The following is a 19,887-nucleotide window of genomic DNA, read 5'->3' on the forward strand; positions in this document are numbered from 1 at the left end:
CACGGCACGTCTTTCGGCGTGCGTTGGGAAACTGCCCAACCCGACGGACGGCTCGTATCCCCATTTAGGAAGGTCGTCCGGGTTTCTCGGATGTATTCTGTGCCCAGGGGGTGACATGGATCGACCGCGCATCTTTTTCGTCGATGACGAACCGCATGTTCTCAATGGCTTGCGGCGCATGCTCCGCAGCCGCCGAGAGGCGTGGGATCTGATGTTCTTCGAGGATGCCCGCCGCGCCCTGGTGGCCTGCGGGGCCGAGCCGGCGACGGTGGTGGTCTGCGATCTGCGGATGCCGGGGATGGACGGGGTGACGTTGCTGGACGCGCTGCGCGACCGGTTCCCGCAGACCATCCGATTCGTGCTCTCCGGCCAGAGCGAGGCGGAGGCGGGGCTGCGGGCGGCGGGGATCGCCCATCAGTTCCTGTCGAAGCCGACCGACGGGCCGACCCTGATCGCGGCGATCGACAACGCCCTCGATCTGCGCGAGCGGCTCGGCGGCAAGGCGGTGGTCGCCCTGGTCGCCAGCCTGACGGCGATCCCGGCCCTGCCCGGCTCCTATCGCGAGCTGACCGAGCAGCTGCGCCGCGACACGCTGGATACCGAGGCGATCGCCGAGATCGTCGCCCGCGACCCGGGCATCGCCACCCGGCTGATTCAGGTCGCGAATTCGAGCTATTTCGGCGCGCCCAAGCGGATCGCCACGGTGCGCGGCGCGGTGCAGTTCCTCGGGATGGAGACGCTGAAGTCGCTGGTCCTCACCTACGGCGTGCTCAGCCAGGTGGTGCACGACCGGATCGGCGGCGCGCCCGTCGCCCAGCAGATCGTCGAGACCATGCTGCTGAAATCGGCCCTGTCCGCGCGGATCGCCCGCGACCTTGGCTGGGATCGGGCCGAGCGCGAACTGGTGGCGACCGTCGGCCTGCTGTCGGATGTCGGCCTGCTGGTGCTGATCGACAACTTCCCGGAGACATTCGAGCCCCGGATCGTCGACGGTGTGCTGCAGATGGAGGGCTTGGCCAGACTCGAGCGCGCGGCCTTCGGCGTCGACCACGCGTTGGTGGGCGCCTATCTGCTGGGGACCTGGGGCCTGCCGGACTCACTGACCGGCGGGGTGGCCGACCAGGCTACCGGACAGTGCGGATCGCTTGCCACCGCCGGCCAGATCGTGGCGCTGGCCGGCCGGCTGATGTTGGGAGAGGACATGTCGCCCCTGGAGGTCCGGTGGCCGGTGTCGGCCTGGACCGCCGTGGCCCGGGAGGGCGCGCCGCCCTGATCGGGCTCCGTCATACTCGGGTGGGTCGGCCGGATTCGGTGGGGGCAGGCGGAGCGGCCGCGACTGCGCCGGGGCGGCTTCCGGGGTCAGGCCGCCGCCTGAACGTAGTAGCCGTCCTGACTGCAGCGGATGCGGACACCGGCGCCGGCGCCGGCGACGCTCGCCAGCTTCTTGTTCAGCATGCTGATATGGACGCGGATCGTCTCGTGGTTCGGTTGCCGGTCGCCCGACGAGCAGACCGCCTGGTAGATCCGGCTCAGCGGGATCGGGTTGTGCTCCACATGGCTGCGCAGCACCGACATGATGCTGACCTGACGCGGGGTCAGGCGGATGCGCTGGTCTCGCACGAAGAGCGCGTTGCCGTCCTCGTCGAGCCGAAAGCCGCCAAGCGTCGCCGGCTCCGGCTCCGCATACGGATCGGTCCGCTGGGCGCGGCGGATGGCGACGGTGACGCGGAGCGCAATCTCCCCGATCTCCACGTCACAGGCGACCGCGTCGTCGGCGCACAGGCAGAGGGCGCGGGCCTTGGTCGGGCGATCGTCGCTGACGACGATGATCGGGGGCGCTTTCCAGCGCCGGCGGGTGGCGACGCAGTCTGCGATATCGTCGCTGACGACGATCAGCGCGTCGGGCCCGCAGTTCTGCGTCGGGCGGCCGGGAAAGCTGGCGGTCGGGAAGCGGGTGATGCCGACGCCGGTGGCGGCCAGGGCGTCCGCAAGGCGGTCCGCCGTGCCGGAAGATCCGACCAGGCCGATCGTGCGGGTCTCACGTGCGATTTCCATTTTCTGCGCCTCCGTTCTGGGTGCCGTCCTTGGACGAGGTTCGTGGCGCTGATATGCGCGCTCGGCCGGCCGGGCGCCGTCCCCATTTGGAGAGGGTCGTGCTTAAAGCTTCTGGTTAGCGGTTAACGAAATTTCAATTCAAGGAAGCCATGGTCCGCCCGTCGAGGCTCGGAACGCCTGGATATTTGGAATTTCAGATAAATTCCCGGAGAGACCCATGAAACTTTTCAGCCATGGGCTGATCGCCGTCGCCGCGATGGCGACGGTGCTGCTGACCGGTCCGCTGAACAGCGTGGCCGACACCCTCGTCGCGCCGGCCGGCCGGCCCATTCTGGTGGTCGCCGGCGCGATCGAGAACACCAATGCCGGCGGGACCGCGGAATTCGACCGGGCCCAGCTCGAAGCGCTGGCGCCGCAGGTACTGGAGACCAGAACGCCCTGGACCGAAGGCGTGCAGCGCTTCGACGGCTTCCCGATCGCGGCACTGTTCGATCTGGTCGGCGCCAAGGGCGACACGGTGCGCGCGACGGCGATCAACGACTACGCGGTCACCATGCCGATCGCGGACCTGGTGGAGTCCGGCGCCTTCGTCGCGATCCGCCAGAACGGCGCCCTGATGAAGATCCGCGAGCGCGGTCCGCTGTGGATCATCTTTCCCTATGACAGTGACCCGCGCCTGACCGGCGACGATTTCCTGAACTGGTCGATCTGGCAGCTGAAGTCGATCGAGATCGAGTGAGATGCCCCACCGCGCGCCGCGCTTCAGACCCACCCAGCTCAGCCTGCTCGCCCTGCTGGCCATCGTCACGGCCATCGGGGCGGCGGTGCTGGCGGTGTCGATCTACGTCTCGCTGGAACGGCAGATCCAGCGGCCGACCGAGAACTGGCAATGGGCGGTCTACCAACTTCAGGCCGAGCATCTGAAGCTGATGAAGGCGGCGCGCGAAGCGGTGGCCGGTGAGGCCGACTATGAGATGCTGAGCGAGCGTTACGAGATTTTCGTCAGCCGCATCCTGACGGTGCAGCAGGGCGACGCCTATGCCGGGCTGCGCGAGAGTCCGGCGCTGCAGGCCCTGCTGCCGCGTCTCGCGGAGGAGGTCGACGCCCTCGACGCCCTGATCGCCCGCGAGGACCCCCGGGTCGCCTCGCTGGCCCGATCGATCGAGCGGGGATTGGGCTCCTACGCCGACCCGCTGCAGTCCGCCGCCCTCAACGTGGTGTCCTACACTGCCGCCGTGCGTTCCGCCGCGCGGGACCGGATGCACGACGAGATGCTGTATCTGATCGTCTCCCTCGCGGTGTTGCTGCTGGTCAGCGGTCTGCTCGGTGGGGTGACGATCAAGCAGATCGCCGAACTGGCGGGCAGCCGCCGCCGGCTGACCGAGGCGCTGGAGATGGCCGAGCGGTCGAGCCAGGCCAAGAGTCGCTTCGTCGCCAGCATGAGCCACGAGATGCGCACGCCGCTGAATGCGGTCTCCGGCCTGCTGCGCGAGATCGGCCACCTGACCCGCAACCCGGAGATCGCCCGCATGGTCGAGGTGGCGCAGACCTCGGCCGCCATGCTGTGCGGACTGGTGGACGACGTGATCGACGCTGCCCGGGTCGAGGTCGGCAAGTTCCGCGTCAATCCGACCTCGTTCCAGGTCGGCGCGCTGCTGCGCGAGGCGGTCGACCTGCTCGCCGAGCGCGCCCGCGACCGCAACAACCTCCTGACCCTCGACCTGGCGGATACCGGCGACCGGCTGGTTCGCGCCGACCGCGCCCGGGTCAAGCAGGTGCTGGTCAACCTGATCGGCAACGCCGTGAAGTTCACCCGGGACGGCTCGGTCGACGTGCACGCCCGTATCGCCTTCGTCGGTCGCGGCCAGATGCGCCTGCGGGTCAGCGTCTGCGACACCGGCGTCGGCATCGCCGAGGACCAGCAGGAGCGGATCTTCCAGCGCTTCTACCAGGCGGGGCAGTCGGAGAGCGAAGGCATCGGCCTCGGCCTGTCGATCAGCCGCGACATCGTCGAGCGTCTCGGCGGCCGCATGGCGATGACCAGCACACCGGGCCAGGGCAGCATCTTCTGGTTCGAGGTTCCGGTGGAGGACGGCGTCCATGAGGACGCCCCCGCCGCCGATCCGGTGGCGGTCCGGCCGCTGACCGGCCTGCATCTGCTCGTGGCCGAGGACAACGGCACCAACCGTCAGGTCATCCGGCGCCTGCTGGAGCGCCTGGGCGCCTCCTGCGTCTTCGCCGTCGATGGGGCCGAAGCGGTGGCCCGGGCCGCCGAGGAGAGCTGCGATGCCATCCTGATGGATATCAACATGCCGGAAATGGACGGGATGACCGCATTCCAGGAGATCGGCCGCGTGCTCGGCGCTGACCGGCCGCCGGTGATCGCGCTGACCGCCAGCGCGATGCCGGAGGACGTGGACGCCTTCACCGTGGCCGGCATGGCCGGCTGCGTCACCAAGCCGATCGCCGAGGCCGAACTGGTCCGGGTGATCGCCACCGCGCTGGGGCGCGACGTGACGATGCAGTCCGAACCCGACAAGCTGTCCCCGGCGACCGAGCACCGCGCCGCGGCGTCACTGACGGAGCGCCAGCGCTCCGCGGTGCTGGGCCTGGTTGCGCAACTGGACGACGATTGAGGAACGACCGGCAATGAGCACTTCCGGCGCCAACGACGCCCTGTTCCAGGGCCTCTCCGCCCTCGTCATCGACGACAGTCCGCTGATGCGCCAGCTTGTGCGCTCTTTGCTGCGCCAGTTCGGCTTCGCGGCGGTCGACGAGGCGGCGGACGGATCGGCCGCCTTGCGTCAGGTCGAGCGCCACCGCTACGACGTGGCCATCTGCGACTGGATGATGGAGCCGACCGACGGGCTGGAGTTCGTGTGCGCCCTGCGCCGGCACCGAGACCCGGCCTGCTGCGGCCTGCCGGTGATCATGGTCACCTCGGTCGCCAACAAGGCCCGGGTGCTGGCGATGCGGGGCCAGGGCGTGACCGAGTACCTGGTGAAGCCGATCTCGGCTCAGAAGCTCGAGCAGCGCCTGGTCGCCGCCCTGTCGCGGCCGCGCAGCCTGATCCAGACCGCCGGCTATTCCGGTCCCGACCGGCGCCGGCCCCGGGAGCAGACCTATACCGGCCCGCGGCGGCGGCTGGCGGACCGGATGGCCGACCTGCCCTGGGAGGGTGACGACGAGGAGGCGGTGATCAGCCAGGCCACCGAGGGCCTGCCGGACTATTCCGAGATCCTGCAGGGCGAGGTGGTGACGCTGCGCGCGCTGCTGGGGGAGGTCGAGACCACAGCGCCTGCGTCCGAGGAGCCCTGGCGCAGGATCTTTCGCATCGCCCACGATATTTCCGGTCAGGCGCCGAGCTTCGGCCACACGGCGGCCGCCGCCGTCGGCGCCAGCCTGGAGCGCCTGCTGCGCCCGGTGCTGAAGACGCCGGCGGTGCTCTCGCTGGCCGGCGGTCGCCGGGTGCGCGCGGTGCGCACCCATGTGGAGGCCCTGGCCCTGCTCCTGGACCAGGGTATCCTGGAGACCTCCTCCGAAACCGACATGCTGGTCGAGCGGCTGCGTCTGGCGGTCGAGCGGGTGCGGCGGGAAGAGGCGGCGGGATCGACCTGAACCATGCTGCGAGACTGCAGCTTTGAGTGCGCCGAATGTCATTTTCTGGTCCGAGGTCGCCGGCTATCATGCCGTCGGTGTTGTTGCGAGAGGTGAGAGCGCTATGATTCGAAAGATCCTCCTGGTCGCCTCGGAAGACCCGAAGACCTCAAGCCATGTGCGCGTGGCACTGGATATCGCCCGCCGCAACGGGGCCTCGATAACCGGGTTCGTTGCGGTCGATAAGGATCAACTGTCCAACATCGGTCCGGCTCCTCTAGGCGGATTTCATTACCGCTACGAAATGATCAAGAATCGGGTGGCCCGAGGCCTTAGCACGGCCAAGGAGGCGGTCTCCGGCCTCCGCAAGATCTGCGAAGCGAACGATGTCCCCTTCCTTGCCGAGGAGACGACCGGCGACCGCGACCAAAGCCTGGCGCAGGCCTGGCGGTTTCAGGACCTCACCGTGCTGTCGGACCACGTCTGGGAGCCGGGCTCGAACGAGCCGGCCGATGCCGAAACCCTCCTGCACTTCGTTGCCATGGGGCTGCGTCCCTTGCTCGTCGTGCCCCAGGGCTTTGAGGGAACGCCCGCCAAGGCCATGGTCGGCCTGTCCGGTTCGCTCGACAGTGCGAAATCGTTCAAGCACTTCGTTCAGATGCGGCCGTTCGGCGACATTCCGTTGCATATCGTGACCGTGGGCGATCCGAAATCCGGCGAAGCACCGGCCGACCTGCTGCGCGGTGCGGCGGATTACGCAAGGCTTCATGGCTATGAGGTCACGACGGCCGCGCTGCCCAAGGCGGACAAACGTGTGCGGGCGCTGTTGGATCATGGCCACAGCGTGGGGGCCGAGCTGTTCATTGTCGGGTCGTCCTACCACCAGTTCCTGACGATGACGCGGTTCGGATCGCATGCCCTTGGGATGTTGACCCTATCGAAATATCCGGTCTTCGTCTCGCACTGACGGTCGGCGGCATAGGCCCCGAAGAGGGCCGGAGGGGTTGCGCCAAACCAGAAGGCATCTTTCGAATATTGCTCATTTTGGCAAATCGCTGACCTGGGTATCCTCCGCGAGATGGAGGACGCCATGAACACACCACTTGACGATCAGGGCGGGCCGTTGAGCGGTCTGCGCATTCTCGAACTCGGCCATTTCATCGCCGCCCCCTTCTGCACCCGCGTGCTGGCGGATCTCGGCGCCGATGTGATCAAGGTCGAACCGCCCGGCAGGGGCGATCCGGTGCGCTCCTGGGGCATCATCCCCGAGGGCGAGACGGCGTCCGTGTGGTGGTCCGTGCATGGCCGCAACAAGCGCTCGATCACTGCCGACCTGAAGAAGCCGGAAGGCATCGCCCTGGTGAAGCGGCTGATCGCCGAGGTCGACGCCGTGGTCGAGAACTTCAAGCCGGGCCAGCTCGCCTCCTGGGGCCTGGGCCCGCGGGACATGACGGCGGTCAATCCCGACGTGATCGTGGTGCAGGTCTCCGGCTACGGCCAGACCGGCCCCGGCCATAACCGGGCCGCCTTCGGGGTGATCGGCGAGGCGGTCGGCGGCCTGCGCCACCTGACGGGCTATCCGCCCGAGGTCAGCGAGCTGCCGCCGGTGCGCACCGGCATCTCGATCGGCGACAGCGTGGCCGGGCTGTACGGCGCGATCGGCCTGCTCGCCGCCCTGTTCGAGAAGGGCAAGGGACGGGGGACGCCAGGCCGCCGGATCGACGTGGCCCTGACCGAGAGCATCCTCAGCCTGCTGGAGGGCTGCCTACCGGAATACGGCGCGACCGGCGCGGTCCGTCAGCCGACCGGCTCGACCCTGCCGACCAACGCGCCGTCCAACGCCTATCCGACGGCGGATGGACGCTGGTTTCTGATCGCGGCCAATTCCAACGCCCTGTTCCGCCGGCTCTGCGGCGCCATGGGCCGGCTGGAGCTGGCCGACGACCCGCGCTACGCCGACAATCCCAGCCGGGTGAAGCACGCGGCCGAGCTGGACGCGGCGATCTCCCACTGGACCACCGGCCTGACCCTGGACGAGGTGGCGGCGCAGGTGGAGGCGGCCGACGTGCCCTGTTCGCGGATCTACGACATTGCCGATATCGCCGCCGATCCCCAGTTCCTGGACCGGGGCATGGTGCGCCGGGTCGCCGACCCGCGCCTGGGCGAGGTGCTGCATCCCGGCGTGGTGCCGGCGATGACCGGCGGGCCGGCCGGCGGCGTGCGCTGGGCCGGGCCGGATGTCGGCGCCCATACCGACGAGGTGCTGGCCGAGCTGCTCGGCATGGCGCCGGACGAGATCGACGCGTTGAAGAAGGAGGGTGTGCTGTGAGCGACCCCGTTGAGATTTACCCGGTCGAAATTTGCGACGTCGCCCCGCGCGACGGATTCCAGGTGATCAAGGAGCCGATCCCGACCGAGACCAAGGTCAAGGTGGTCGAGCTGCTGGCCCAGGCGGGGCTGACGCGCATCGAGACCGGCGCCTTCGTCAGCCCGGTGCATGTGCCGCAGATGGCCGACACCGCCGAAGTTCACCGGCTTGCCAAGGTCGGATCCGACGTCCGGCTGTCCACCCTGGTGCCGAACCTGCGCGGCGCCCAGGACGCCTTCGCCGCCGGCATTCCCGATATCGTCTACGTGTTCTCGATCTCCGAGAGCCACAACAACGCCAATGTCCGTCGCCCGGTGGAGGCTTCCATCGGCCAGCTCGGCGAGGTGATCGCCCGGGGCCGCGACGTGCCGGGCTTCCGCCTGCGCGCCAACTTGGCGACCGTGTTCGACTGCCCGTTCGAGGGCACCACCGACCCGGACGCGGTCTATGCCGCCATCGAGACGGTGCTGGGCTTCGGCGCGCCGGTGGAGTTCGGCCTGTGCGACACCACCGGCCGGGCGATCCCGGATCAGGTGGCGGAGGTCTGCGCCACCGTCCTGAAGCGCTTCTCCGGCGACGGCATCGGCTGGGCCTATCACGGCCACGACACCTTCGGTCTGGGCGTGGCCAACGCGCTCTACGCCTATCAGGCGGGCATCCGGGTGTTCGACAGCGCGGCGGCCGGTCTGGGCGGCTGCCCCTTCGCGCCGGGTGCCACCGGCAACACGGCGACCGAGGACCTGGTCTTCACCTTCGAGAACATGGGCATCGCCACCGGCATCGACCTCGACCGGCTGCTGGACGCGGCGACGGTGGTGGCCGAGGTGCCGGGTGCGGAGACCGGCGGCCACCTGCGCACGGTGCCGCGCCACCGCGCCCTGGCCGCTGCTTGACCTGCTCGTGAAAGCGCGGGCCGATCTCGGTCTGACCTCCCTGCGGCTGTTCGAGGCGGCGGTCCGGCTCGGTTCGCTCTCCGCCGCTTCGAGCGAGGCCAATATCGCGATCTCCGCCGTCAGTCGGCGGATCGCTGATCTGGAGCAGCAGTTCGGCACCCGCCTGCTCCACCGCGACGTGCGCGGGGTCGAGCCTACCCCCGCCGGCCAGATACTGGTCATCCATGCCCGCAACCTGCTGCGCCTGGCCGAGCGGGTGAGCGAGGACATGGCGCAGTTCTCCGACGGCGCACGCGGACTGGTGCGGGTCGCAGCCAATCCTTCCGCCGTGAACCAGTTCCTGCCAGACCTGTTCTCCCGCTTCCGGGAGGCTGCGCCGGAGATCCGCTTCGAGGTGCGCGAGGGCGTATCGGGCGACATCGTGCGCGAGGTGCTGGAGGGCCATGTGGATATCGGCATCTTCGCCGCCTCGGTGCCCCATGAGGGGGTGCAGGCCTTCCCGTTCCGCGCCGACTTGCTCTGCGTCGTGGTGCCCGCCGGGCACCGGCTGGCGGGGGCCGGCGCTCTCACCCTGCGCGACCTGCTGGAGGAGCCGCATATCGGGCTGGAGGACGGGAGTTCCCTGTTCGCCCAGGTCTGCCAGCGGGCGGAGGAGGCGGGCCGGCCGCTGACCGTGGCCTTCCGGGTGCGCAGCTTCGAAGCGGTGCGGCGGATGGCGGCGGCCGGGCTCGGTGTCGGCATCCTGCCCCAGGCGGTGGCCGCCCCCTATGCGGCGGTGGACGGGATCGCCGTCATCCCCCTGTCGGAGGACTGGTCGCGCCGGCCGTTCCTGCTCGGCGTCCGGGAGCGGTCCGCCCTGTCCGCCTCGGCGGAGGCGTTTCTCGCCTATCTGATCGGTGCGACCCCTTAGTTCTGGACGATGACTTTGGCTTCCAGCGGCTCGCCGTCGACCGCGATCGGCCGGTGGTCGTTGGTGTTCAGCGAGACGGAGACCGCCACCCGGCCCGGCGGCAGGCTGGCGATGTGCAGCCAGGGACCGTAGGCCCGGGCGATCTTCTCGCCGTTCGCATAGACATGGGCATGGCCCTCGCCCGGCACATGCGGGCCGCTGGCATGCTCCGGCGCGAAGCGGAAGCCGGTCGGCTGGATGTGCAAGGTCCAACCGCCCATCGGGTCGGCGCGCAGGTCGATGCTCAGAGCCGCCGAGGCGACCTCCAGGCTCGTGCCATGCTGATGCGTGGCGTCCGAATGCTGGGCCGGGTCGCCATGGTCGTGGCCGTCCAGGGTCACGCCTTGGGAGGCGGCCAGGAGAAAGCCGGCGCCGCCGCCGAAGACCAGGCCGATGAGAAACAGGGCGATGGCGCGGGTCATCGGCGGGTCACTCCGGCGCGTCGGCTGCGTCGCGGGACCAGACATGCCCCGCCAGAAGCCCCAGGACCAGCCATCCGGCCAGCGCCACGCCGAGGCTGCGGGCGGCGAACAGGGCCGACAGTTCCGGCGGGGTGGGGCCGGCGAAGCGGTCCGGCTCGGGTGCGCCGATCGCATGCGGGGCGAGGATGAGGATGACGGCCGCCACCCAGGCGATCCAGTGCTTCCCGAAGGCGATCAGTCCGGCCGCGACGGCGGCGGCGGAGACCGTGGCGAACCACCAGATCTGCCGTTGCGTGACATCGGCCGCGGCCGCGCCCGGCACTTCCGGTGCCAGGGAAAAGGCCGGCGCCAGGTGCAGGACCGCGAAACCGGCGAGGCCCCAGACCAGACCCTTGCGGTCGTCGATGGCCGCCCCGCGCTCCTCCGCCAGCGCCATCGCCGCGACCAGCAGCAGGGCGAAGCCGGTATAGGTCAGCATGGAGAAGAACACGCTGAGACCGTCGCGCACCGGGTCGAGCCGTCCCAGTTCCGGATGGGCGGACACGGCGTCCGGGCCGAAATGGGTGAGGGTGCCCTGCTCGTACAGTTCGGCATGCAGCAGCATTGGCTGCACGAACCAGAGCTGCAGGATGGCGGCAACGAGCCCGGCCCCCGCGCCGGCCAGCAGGGCGCAGGTCAGAAGACGCTGGAACATGGCCCGAAGACGATCAGTGGCAGGGAAAGATCAGTGGCAGGGAAAGCCGTTGGCGTGGCGGCTGTCGTGGGCGGCGGTGTGCAGGGTCTGGGTCTGCGCATGGCCGGCGACGAACAGCACCGACAGGCCGAGCAACGCGACGACCAGGGCCGGCATCATCCGGGACTTCGTCAGGCCGCGCGCGGCCACATCCGTCATGCTCATCGTCGCCTCTTCCCCTCGGTGCGCGGGGTGCGGTCCCGGCGCAGGTCATCGTTGTGGGCAGAGTAAGCAATCCGCGCGGCCTTGCAAACCGCTCTCGACGGCGGTGCCGCCAGGCGGGATATAGAGGCCATGAACCTGCGCCAGATCGAGACCTTCGCCGCCGTGATGCGCTGCGGCACCGCCTCGCGGGCGGCCGAGACCCTGGGGGTGACCCAGCCGGCGGTCAGCCGCACGCTCGCCGAATTGGAGCGATCGGTCGGCTTCGCCCTGTTCGCCCGCATCCGCAACCGGCTGGTGCCGACACCGGAGGCGCGGCTGCTGTATCAGGATGTGGAGGCGGCGTTCCAGGGCATCGACACGATCCGCGCCTCGGCCGCGCGAATCCGCGACCAGGGGTCCGGGGAGCTGCGGGTCGCCTCGCTCTCGGCGCTTGGCGGCTCGCTGGTGCCGCGCGCCATCGCCGCGTTCCGCAAGGCCCATCCGGCGGTGCGGGTGACCCTGCTGGTGCTGTCCTCGCGGGAGGTGCGCGACCTGGTCGCCTCCGGCCAGTTCGATGTCGGCCTCGCCGCCGACGAGATCGACGTGACCGGCGTCACCCACCAGGCGTTTCTCACCCGTGACGCGCTCTGCGCCGTTCCGGTCGGCCATCCGCTGGCGGATCGCGCGGTGGTCACGCCGGCCGACCTGCACGGTATGCCCTTCGTCGCCTATGTGCCGGAGGACCGCAGCCGCCAGCGGCTCGACGCGCTGCTGGCGGCGGAGAATGTGGTGCCGGAGATCGTGGTGGAGACGATCTACGCCTCCACCCTCCATGCCCTGGTGGCGCAAGGGGTGGGCGTCGGCCTGATCAGCGCTGCGGCGGCCGAGGGGCTGGACGGTTCGCGGGTGGTGCTGCGGCCCTTTGCTCCGGCGGTGCCGATCCGCAGCCTGCTCATCCTGCCCTCCGACCGGCCGAAATCGGAGATCGTGCGCGACTTCATCGACGCTTTGATGGCGGCGCGGTAGCGGCCGGACCATCAGCCTGACGTATGAAGTCATGCGCCGGCGTCAGTGTACCTGACGAGGCGGGCGCGCTAGCACGGGGGACCCATTGAGGAGATCCCCATGCGCGACCAGACCCGCTGCGTCCAGCACCCGCCCGCCAAGCTCGACGGCTTCGCCAGCCTCGCCGTGCCGACCTATCGGGCGTCTACCATCGTCTATCCGGACGGTCAGTCCTTTCTGACCCGCAATTCGAGGGGTTTCGACGACTACACCTACGGCATGCACGGCACGCCGACCACGCGGGTGCTGGAGGCGCAGCTCACCGCCTTGCATGGCGGCGCGCGCACGATCCTCGTGCCCTCGGGCCAGGCGGCGATCAGCCTGATGATGCTGACCCTGCTGCAGCCGGGCGACCACGTGCTGATCCCCGACCACGCTTATGGCCCGGTGCGCAGCCTGTGCCGCAATTACCTGGCGCCGCGCGGGGTCGAGCACACGATCTACGACCCGATGATCGGCGCCGGCATCGACGCGCTGATCCGGCCGCAGACCAGGCTGGTCTGGGTGGAATCCCCCGGCTCCGGCACCATGGAGGTGCAGGACGTCCCCGCCATCGCCGCCGCGGCGAAGGCGAGGGGCGTGCCGGTCGGCTGCGACAATACCTGGGCCACGCCGCTGCTGTTCAAGCCGCTGGCCCATGGGGTGGATGTGGCGGTGGAGGCGCTGACCAAATATGTCGGCGGCCATTCCGACCTGGTCATGGGCTCGATCACCGTGGCCGACGTGGCCCTGCGCGACCGGATCAAGCTGGTGATGCGCGATCTCGGCATCGGCGTGTCGCCGGACGAGGCGTCGCTCGCCTTGCGCGGGCTGGAGACCATGGCCGTGCGCCTCGCCCATATGGGCCGGGTGTCGGAGGAGTTCGCCCGTCGCCTGGCCGGTCATCCGGCGGTGGAGACCGTGCTGCACCCGGCGCTGCCGTCCTGCCCGGGGCATGAGTTTTGGAAACGGGATTTCGCCGGGTCGGCCAGCGTGTTCAGCATCGTGCTGAAGCCGGGGCTGGAGGGGCGGATGGAGGCGGCGCTGTCGGCGCTGAAGGTCTTCGCCATCGGCGCGTCCTGGGGCGGCACCCGCAGCCTGATCGCCCCGGCCGACGTGAAGGCCGACAGGGTGGCGGTGCCCTGGCCGTACGAGAGCGGCCTGATCCGCATCAATATAGGCCTGGAGGATCCCGAGGATCTCTGGGCCGACCTGGAGGCGATGCTGGCGGTGTTCGGCGGCTGAATGAAACCGGCTTCCCGGAATGATTCCGGGAAGCCGGGGGTGGGAGGAGCGCTCAGTTGCTCTTCATCTTCATGCCATGGGTGCCGTGATGGCTGCTGTCGCCGCTGCCCTGCATGGCGCCGACGCCGCCGATGGGGACATCGACGGTCACCTCGCCGGCCTTCTCGAAGATCAGGGTCAGCGGGAAGCTCTCGCCTTCCTTCAGCGGCGCTTTCAGACCCATCATCATGATGTGGTCGCCGCCCGGCTCCAGAGTGGCCACGTCGCCGGCCGGCACCGCAATCGCCTCGACCGGGCGCATCTTCATCACGCCGTTCTCATGCAGGTGCGTGTGCAGCTCGGCACGCTCGGCGACCGGAGTCTTCGCGCCGATCAGACGGTCGGCTTCCGCCCCGGCGTTCCTGACGGTCAGGAAGGTCGCACCGTTCCGGGCCGGACCGGCGGTGGCGCGGGCGAAGGGCGCCTCCACGGCGACACCGTCGGCCATCGCCGTCTGCATGCCGCCATGGCCGTGGCCATGACCGCTCTTTTCGGCGGGGGCGACGACCATCAGGTTCGGAGCCGGGTGCGGCAGGTCATGCGGGTCCTGCCCCGGGGCCGCGGTCTCGGTCCAGGCCACCTGCGCACCGTCGGGGCAGAACTGGGTGGTCGGGAACGCGATCGTGGTGCCGGCAAGGTCGCCGGTGATCCGGGCGCGGAACACGAACTCGTCGTAGAAATCGTCCGGCAGCGCGCCACCCGACCAGCGGATCTGCGTCACGCCCTCGCTCATCGGCGTGCCGTAATAATCGTAGGTCTTGCTGTAGGCACCCCACACCGTCTCGAGCTTCCAGCCGGGCTTCGGCATCGGCTTGGTCGCGATGACGCCTTCGGGAATGTCGATGGTCAGCGCGATGGTCGGTTTGCCGTCGCAGCCATGCGGCACGCGCATTACCGCCTTGTACATGCTGTCGGCGGTGGCCTGCCCGGTCTCCAGCGAGGAATGGGCCGAGGCCGGCGCGGTGGAGAAGGCCGTACCCAGTAGGGCGAGGGAGGCAATCGTGGTCTTGATGGTCATGTCGGTCGCTTTCCGTCATTCGGCGCACGTGGTCGCGGGCCGCTGAAACCTTGCGCATGGCGGGTGCCGCGCGCGATCGGGGGTGTCAGGCGGAAAGCAGGGGTGGCGCGCGCGGATTGAGGTCCGTGATGCGCTCCAGTGGTGCTGGGATATCGCCACCCGATACCGGCGGCATCGGGGCCAGGGGGGCCGGTTCCGGCAGGTCGGCGACGGTGGTCTGCGGTGGGATCGGTCCGGCATGGGCGAACAGGCAGCCCGGGCAGACCGGGGCGCCACGACGGGCGTCGTGGTCGCCGTCGTCGTCGCTGGCCAGCAGGATCAGGCCGGCCGGGGAACAGATCTGCAGCGCCAGCGCGCTGGTCTCGTCGCCGGCGGCCTGCTGTTCGCGGGCGATCGACTCGCCGGCCAGCCCCGCGACGATGCCGAGACCGAGCTGGAGGACGAGCGCATAGACGCCGAGGACGGCGGCGATGTCGCGCCATCCGTATCGCCGCTTCGCCAATAGGCGGCGGCCGGGCTTTCGGGTCCGTCCGATCATGGCCGGAACCTACTGCATCCGATTGTGCCGTCCAAGGGTCAGGTGGTCGCGGTCACCGGTGCGGCCAGGTCCAGGCCGGCCAGTTTCCAGCCGCGGCGGAAGTCGACGATATGCTTGCGCATCCACTCCTCCGCGGTGTCCGGGTCGCGGGCCTTCAGCGCATCGACGATGGCCCGGTGGGCGTCATACATCCGGGAACCGGCGTCCAGGTGCTGGAAGATCCGCTCGAAGGCCGGATAGAACAGCGCGCCGAGCGGCTGGCGGGCAAGCTGGATCGCCCGGTTGCCGCTGGCCTCGGCGATCAGGTCGTGGAAGGCGAGATCGAGTGCCGCGATCGCCGCCGCGTCGGCTCCTTGGCTGCGGGTTGCCGCCAGGTTGGCCTCCAGGGCCGCAAGCTGCGCCTCCGTGGCGTGCCGTGCCGCCAGGGCGGCCGTGCCTGGCTCCAGCACCAGCATGGCGCGCCACAGCTCCTCCACCGTCACCTTGTGCAGCACCATGGCGGTGGTCATGCGGTCGCTCAGGGTTTCCGGCGGCGGGGCAGTGACGAACAGCTTCTTGCCGCCCGGCCGACGCGCCACCACGCCGGTCTCCTCAAGCGAGCGGATCGCCTCGCGCACGGTGGAGCGGTTGACGCTGAGCAGCGCCGCCATGGCCATTTCCGAGGGCAGGACGCTGCCGACTTCGATCTCGCCGCTGACGATCTTCTCGCGCAGGGCGCGGGCGGCGACCCGGTAGGCCGGCTCGGTCTGGATCGGGTCGAGGGAGAAGGTGGACGTCATTCGCGCCCAGCCTGGGCCTGGGTGCGGGCCTCATCGCGCAGGGCGCGGCGCAGTACCTTGCCGGTATGGCCCTTCGGCAGGTCGTCGCGGAACTCGATCCGGCGCGGATACTTGTACGGCGAGGCGACCCGCTTGACGTGGTTCTGGATGTCGGCGACCAGGGCGTCGTCCGGCGTGACGCCACGCTTCAGCACGATATAGGCCTTCACCACCTCGCCGCGCTCATCGTCCGGGGCGCCGACGACGGCGCATTCTTGGACCGCCTCGTGCTCCAGCACGGCGTTCTCCACCTCGATCGGGCCGATACGGTAGCCGGCGGAGTTGATCACGTCGTCGGAACGGCCCTCGTACCAGAAGTACCCGTCGGCATCCCGCGAGGCGAGATCGCCGGTGAGGAACCAGCGGCCGTCCGGCCCTGACACATGGCTCTGTTCGGTGCGCTCCGGATCGTTCCAGTAGCCGAGCATCATGGTCGGACACGGGGTGAGCAGGGCGACATGGCCGACCTCTCCATCGGGCAGCCGATGCCCGTCGTCGCCGATCACCGCCAGGGTGCAGCCGGGAGCGGCCATGCCCATGGAGCCGAGCTTCGGCGTCACCTCGGTGGTGGTCAGCGCCGTCATCAGGGTCTCGGTCTGGCCATAGGCTTCGGCCACCGGCACGCCGGTCGCCCTGGTCCATTGGTCGGCGACCACCGGGTTCATCGCCTCGCCCGCCGACACCGTGCGGCGCAGGGCCGAGAGGTCGTGTGCGGCGATATCCTCCTGCACGACGCGGTACAGCTCGGTCGCGGGCGCGCAGTAGACCGTGATGCGGTGCCGGGCCAGCAGCCGCAGGCGCTCCGCCGGGTCGAACGGTCCGTCGTAATGGAAGCTGGCCGCCCCCTCCGACCAGGGACCGATCAGCACGCTCGTGCCCGCCTTCGACCAGCCGGTATCGGCCCCGCACCAGATCCGTTCCCCCGGGCGCAGGTCGAGCCAGAACCGGGCGGCGTAGCGCCAGCCGAAGACGGCGCGGGCGGCGTGGACCACCCCCTTGGGATAGCCGGTGGAGCCCGAGGTGTAATACATCATCGCCGGATCCTCGGCGGCGACGGTGGCGGCCTCGGCCTCCTGCGACCGCTCATAGGCCTCGGTCAGGTCGCGCCAGCCGGCGCGGGGGCCGACGCTGAAGCGGATGGCGACCCCGTCCAGTCCCGGCTCGATCTTCTCCGCATGACCGGCGCGGCAGACCACGGCGACCGCGCCCGAATGTTCCGCCCGATAGGCGATCTCGCGGGCGGTCAGCATCTCGATGCAGGGGATCGGCACCGCGCCGAGGCGCATGGCGGCGACCAGGGCGATCTGCCATTCCGGAATGCGCGGCATGACGAGCAGGACCCGGTCGCCCTTGCCGATGCCCGCTTCCGTCATGGCATGGGCCACCCGCTTGGTCAGCCGGGAGATGTCGGAGAAGCGGAACCGGCGCGCGTCGCCGGCGGCGTTCTGCCAGATCAGCGCGAGCGGGTCGCCGTCGGTCGCCCAGCGGTCGACCACGTCGGTGGCGAAGTTGAAGGTCGCCGGGATCGCCCAGTCGAACCCGTCGGGTGCCTGATCGGTCTGCTCTGCCTGTGCCATCGGTTTCCTCCTCTGCGCCCCGGTATGCCGTGCCGCCTTGGTCGGCGGTTCTCGGCTGTCTAGCGGCGCCTCATGCGGTGCGCGCCGCCGCCCGCTTCAACGCCTTGCGGGCCAGCGACCAGCGGTGCACCTCGGACGGGCCGTCATAGATCCGGAAGCCGCGCACCTCGCGGAAGATCCGTTCCACCGGCAGATGGGCGCTGGTCCCGGCACCGCCGAGCACCTGCACGGAGTTGTCGACGATCCGCCAGATCGCTTCCGAGCACTGGACCTTGGCCATGGAGCTTTCCTCCGCCGCGCGGTCGCCCTGGTCGAGCAGCCAGGAGGCCTGCTGCAGGGAGAGGCGGGCGGTGCGCATGTCCATCTCGTTGTCGGCCAGCATGAATCCCACCCCCTCGTGCTTGCCGAGGATCTGGCCGAAGGCCATGCGGGTATTGGCGTAGTCGCAGGCGGTGTCGTGGGCGCGCCGCGCCGATCCCAGCCAGCGCATGCAGTGGGTCAGCCGGGCCGGCGCCAGACGGACCTGGGCGTAGCGGAAGCCGGCCCCAGGCGCGCCGAGCACCGCGTCGGCATCGACCCGCAGGTCGTCGAACCGCATGTTCCAGTGGCCGCCGGCGAAGCTGGTGTCCAGCGTGTCCATCTGGCTCTCCAGCACGATGGCCGGATCGTCCATCGGGGCGAGGAACATGGTCGCCTCGCCGTCATGGGGGCCGCCCTCGATCTTCGCCATGATGATGACGAAGGTGCTGTCCTTGGCCCCTGTGATGAACCACTTCCTGCCGTTGATCACATAGCCGTTGCCGTCGACCTTGGCGGTGGCGGCGAGCATCGTCGGGTCGGCGCCGGCGCCGTCCGGCTCGGTCATGGCGAAGCAGGAGCGGGCGCCTTGGCACAGCGGCTTTAGGTATTTCTCGCGCTGCTCCGGGCTGGCGACCTCGTTCAGCAGGTGGATGTTGCCTTCGTCCGGCGCGCCGCAATGCATGGCGGACGGGCCGAGCAGGGAATATCCCGCCTCCTCGAACACCCAGGAACGCTCCAGATGCGACAGGCCGAGGCCGCCGAACTCCTTCGGGGCGTGCGGCGCGAACAGCCCGGCCGCCTTGGCCTTGGCGTTCATCTCGGCGCGCAGGTCCTCGCTCGGTCCGTGCTCGCCCCAGCGCGGGTCCTTTTCGTACGGGATGATCTCATCGGCGATGAAGGTCCGGGTCCGTTTGACCAGGTCCTGGATGTGGTCGGGTGTCGAGAAGTCCATCGGTTTCCATCCCTTACTGCGCCGGCCTTTGCGGCCGCATCACTTCGCCGCGCCGCGCGCGACATCCCAGGTGTGCGTCATCAGATCGAAGCCCAGCCGTTCGAACCGGGCGTAGCGGTCGTCCCCGATCGCGCCCGACTTCCAGCGGGCGTGAAGCTGCAGGAAGATCGCCGAGAGCTTGAACAGGGAGAGCACGTAGAGGTCGTCCAGCCCGTCCAGGCTGCGGCCGCTGGCCTTTGCGTAGGCCTGCGCCATGTCCCGGCGCGACGGGAAGCCGGGCAGGGCGGTGGGCATCTGGCCGAGTTCGCGCAGGCACTCCGGATCGTCCGGCTGCGACCAGTAGCTCAGCAGGGTGGCGAGGTCGAACAGCGGCTCCCCCCGCGTCGCCATGTCCCAGTCGACGATCCCCACCGGCGCCAGCCGGTCGGGGGCCAGGATCATGTTGTCCAATTTGAAATCGCAATGCAGCAGCGAGACCTCGGCGCGGTCCCACCTGGCGAGCTTCCTGTCCAGCCAGGCCGAGATGTCGGCGGCGAGCCTCGCTTCCGGCCGACCTTCGGCCAGTTCCGCGCCCCGAGCTGACCAGCGCGCCGCGTTGCGCGCCACGAACCCTTCCGGCCGGCCGAGATCGCCAAGGCCGCAGGCGTCCGGGTCGACCGCGTGCAGCTCGGCGAGCGGCCGGGCGAGCAGGTCGCACAGGGCGCCGGGCAGATCCTCGTCCTCGCGCAGAACGCCGAGGTCGTCGCCGCGCACCGTGCGGCCTTCGCGGTATTCCAGGATCTGGAACGGCGCGCCCAGGACCTCGGGATCTTCGCACAGGGCGAGGCTGTCCGGCGCCAGCGGGAAGGCCGGCGACAGGGCGGAGAGCACCCGATGCTCGCGCGCCATGTCGTGCGCGCCCGGCGGGAGCGGCCCCGACGGCGCCCGGCGCAGCACCGCCGGTCGGCCGTCGACCGAGATCCGGTAGTTCAGGTTGGCCAGCCCGCCGGAGAAGCGGGTTGCCGGGACCTCGTGGTCCAGCGTCCGACCCGCCCGCGCCAGGAACGCCGCCAGGGGCTCGGGCGCGAAGGGCCACTCTTCAGCGATGGAAGAGGCTTCGTTTTTTTGTCCGACAGTCATACCGAAAATCTGCGCAGATCATCGCGCGGGCGCAAGAGCCAATCAGAGATATCGCCGGGCCGTGTCGGCCGATCGG

General features: G+C 69.7%; 20 protein-coding genes. 10 read left to right on the plus strand and 10 right to left on the minus strand.

Features of this window, described 5'->3' with window-relative positions:
* Window positions 1-115: 115 nt before the first annotated feature.
* Window positions 116-1,273 (plus strand): HDOD domain-containing protein, encoded by a 1,158-nt coding sequence (locus G578_RS24705; RefSeq protein WP_051243947.1) that lies wholly within the window; start codon window positions 116-118, stop codon window positions 1,271-1,273.
* Between the two features lie 86 nt (window positions 1,274-1,359).
* On the opposite strand, the gene G578_RS0104555 is transcribed toward G578_RS24705, so the two are convergent.
* Window positions 1,360-2,055, minus strand: coding sequence for a response regulator transcription factor (locus G578_RS0104555; protein ID WP_028793232.1), 696 nt, complete (start codon window positions 2,053-2,055; stop codon window positions 1,360-1,362).
* Window positions 2,056-2,272: 217 nt separating this feature from the next.
* Here G578_RS0104555 and G578_RS0104560 point away from each other — a divergent pair, with 217 nt between their 5' ends.
* The 7 genes from G578_RS0104560 (at window position 2,273) to G578_RS0104590 (ending at window position 9,823) form a co-directional block, all read left to right on the plus strand.
* A complete protein-coding gene (locus G578_RS0104560) occupies window positions 2,273-2,794 on the plus strand; it encodes a putative pterin-binding protein (protein ID WP_051243950.1) in 522 nt (173 codons plus the stop codon).
* Between the two features lies 1 nt (window position 2,795).
* Window positions 2,796-4,691, plus strand: a complete 1,896-nt coding sequence (locus tag G578_RS28185; protein WP_028793234.1) for an ATP-binding protein — start codon at window positions 2,796-2,798, stop codon at window positions 4,689-4,691.
* 13 nt (window positions 4,692-4,704) lie between these two features.
* The gene (locus tag G578_RS28190; protein ID WP_051243953.1) at window positions 4,705-5,673 is read left to right on the plus strand and encodes a response regulator; all 969 of its coding nucleotides are present in this window, start codon (window positions 4,705-4,707) and stop codon (window positions 5,671-5,673) included.
* A gap of 103 nt (window positions 5,674-5,776) precedes the next feature.
* Window positions 5,777-6,619: a universal stress protein gene (locus tag G578_RS0104575; RefSeq protein WP_028793235.1), complete on the plus strand. Its 843-nt coding sequence runs from the start codon at window positions 5,777-5,779 to the stop codon at window positions 6,617-6,619.
* A gap of 123 nt (window positions 6,620-6,742) precedes the next feature.
* Window positions 6,743-7,981, plus strand: coding sequence for a CaiB/BaiF CoA transferase family protein (locus tag G578_RS0104580; RefSeq protein WP_028793236.1), 1,239 nt, complete (start codon window positions 6,743-6,745; stop codon window positions 7,979-7,981).
* The gene (locus G578_RS0104585) at window positions 7,978-8,913 is read left to right on the plus strand and encodes a hydroxymethylglutaryl-CoA lyase (RefSeq protein ID WP_028793237.1); all 936 of its coding nucleotides are present in this window, start codon (window positions 7,978-7,980) and stop codon (window positions 8,911-8,913) included. Before G578_RS0104580 ends, G578_RS0104585 begins: the two co-directional genes overlap by 4 nt.
* A gap of 7 nt (window positions 8,914-8,920) precedes the next feature.
* Window positions 8,921-9,823 (plus strand): LysR family transcriptional regulator, encoded by a 903-nt coding sequence (locus G578_RS0104590; protein WP_028793238.1) that lies wholly within the window; start codon window positions 8,921-8,923, stop codon window positions 9,821-9,823.
* Here the strand turns inward: G578_RS0104590 and G578_RS0104595 are convergent.
* The 3 genes from G578_RS0104595 to G578_RS28975 are packed head-to-tail and all read right to left on the minus strand — an operon-like array spanning window position 9,820 to window position 11,182.
* Window positions 9,820-10,284, minus strand: coding sequence for a hypothetical protein (locus tag G578_RS0104595; RefSeq protein WP_028793239.1), 465 nt, complete (start codon window positions 10,282-10,284; stop codon window positions 9,820-9,822). The two genes, G578_RS0104590 and G578_RS0104595, sit on opposite strands and share 4 nt — an antisense overlap.
* Window positions 10,285-10,291: 7 nt before the next feature.
* Window positions 10,292-10,978, minus strand: a complete 687-nt coding sequence (locus tag G578_RS0104600) for a CbtA family protein (protein ID WP_028793240.1) — start codon at window positions 10,976-10,978, stop codon at window positions 10,292-10,294.
* A 30-nt stretch (window positions 10,979-11,008) separates the two neighbouring features.
* Window positions 11,009-11,182 carry a CbtB domain-containing protein gene (locus tag G578_RS28975; RefSeq protein WP_084618688.1) on the minus strand — a complete coding sequence of 58 codons (174 nt, stop codon included), beginning with the start codon at window positions 11,180-11,182 and terminating at the stop codon, window positions 11,009-11,011.
* A 129-nt stretch (window positions 11,183-11,311) separates the two neighbouring features.
* Here G578_RS28975 and G578_RS0104610 point away from each other — a divergent pair, with 129 nt between their 5' ends.
* On the plus strand, window positions 11,312-12,187 hold the full coding sequence (locus G578_RS0104610) for a LysR substrate-binding domain-containing protein (protein ID WP_028793241.1): 876 nt from the start codon (window positions 11,312-11,314) through the stop codon (window positions 12,185-12,187).
* 99 nt (window positions 12,188-12,286) lie between these two features.
* The gene (gene metC, locus G578_RS0104615; RefSeq protein ID WP_028793242.1) at window positions 12,287-13,450 is read left to right on the plus strand and encodes a cystathionine beta-lyase; all 1,164 of its coding nucleotides are present in this window, start codon (window positions 12,287-12,289) and stop codon (window positions 13,448-13,450) included.
* Between the two features lie 52 nt (window positions 13,451-13,502).
* On the opposite strand, the gene G578_RS30135 is transcribed toward metC, so the two are convergent.
* From G578_RS30135 to G578_RS0104645, 6 genes are all read right to left on the minus strand, one after another.
* Entirely contained in the window at window positions 13,503-14,507 is a 1,005-nt protein-coding gene (locus G578_RS30135) for a DUF1775 domain-containing protein (protein ID WP_028793243.1), read from the minus strand.
* 85 nt (window positions 14,508-14,592) lie between these two features.
* Complete coding sequence (locus tag G578_RS0104625; RefSeq protein WP_028793244.1) at window positions 14,593-15,045, minus strand: DUF2946 family protein; 453 nt, start codon at window positions 15,043-15,045, stop codon at window positions 14,593-14,595.
* 38 nt (window positions 15,046-15,083) lie between these two features.
* Window positions 15,084-15,824 (minus strand): FadR/GntR family transcriptional regulator, encoded by a 741-nt coding sequence (locus tag G578_RS0104630; RefSeq protein ID WP_028793245.1) that lies wholly within the window; start codon window positions 15,822-15,824, stop codon window positions 15,084-15,086.
* Window positions 15,821-17,440, minus strand: a complete 1,620-nt coding sequence (locus tag G578_RS24720) for an acetate--CoA ligase (RefSeq protein ID WP_051243959.1) — start codon at window positions 17,438-17,440, stop codon at window positions 15,821-15,823. Before G578_RS24720 ends, G578_RS0104630 begins: the two co-directional genes overlap by 4 nt.
* Window positions 17,441-17,510: 70 nt before the next feature.
* On the minus strand, window positions 17,511-18,692 hold the full coding sequence (locus tag G578_RS0104640) for an acyl-CoA dehydrogenase family protein (protein ID WP_028793246.1): 1,182 nt from the start codon (window positions 18,690-18,692) through the stop codon (window positions 17,511-17,513).
* Window positions 18,693-18,731: 39 nt separating this feature from the next.
* A complete protein-coding gene (locus G578_RS0104645; RefSeq protein ID WP_028793247.1) occupies window positions 18,732-19,811 on the minus strand; it encodes a phosphotransferase family protein in 1,080 nt (359 codons plus the stop codon).
* Window positions 19,812-19,887 lie beyond the last annotated feature (76 nt).

The organism is Thalassobaculum salexigens DSM 19539, assembly GCF_000423805.1.
Lineage (GTDB): Bacteria > Pseudomonadota > Alphaproteobacteria > Thalassobaculales > Thalassobaculaceae > Thalassobaculum > Thalassobaculum litoreum.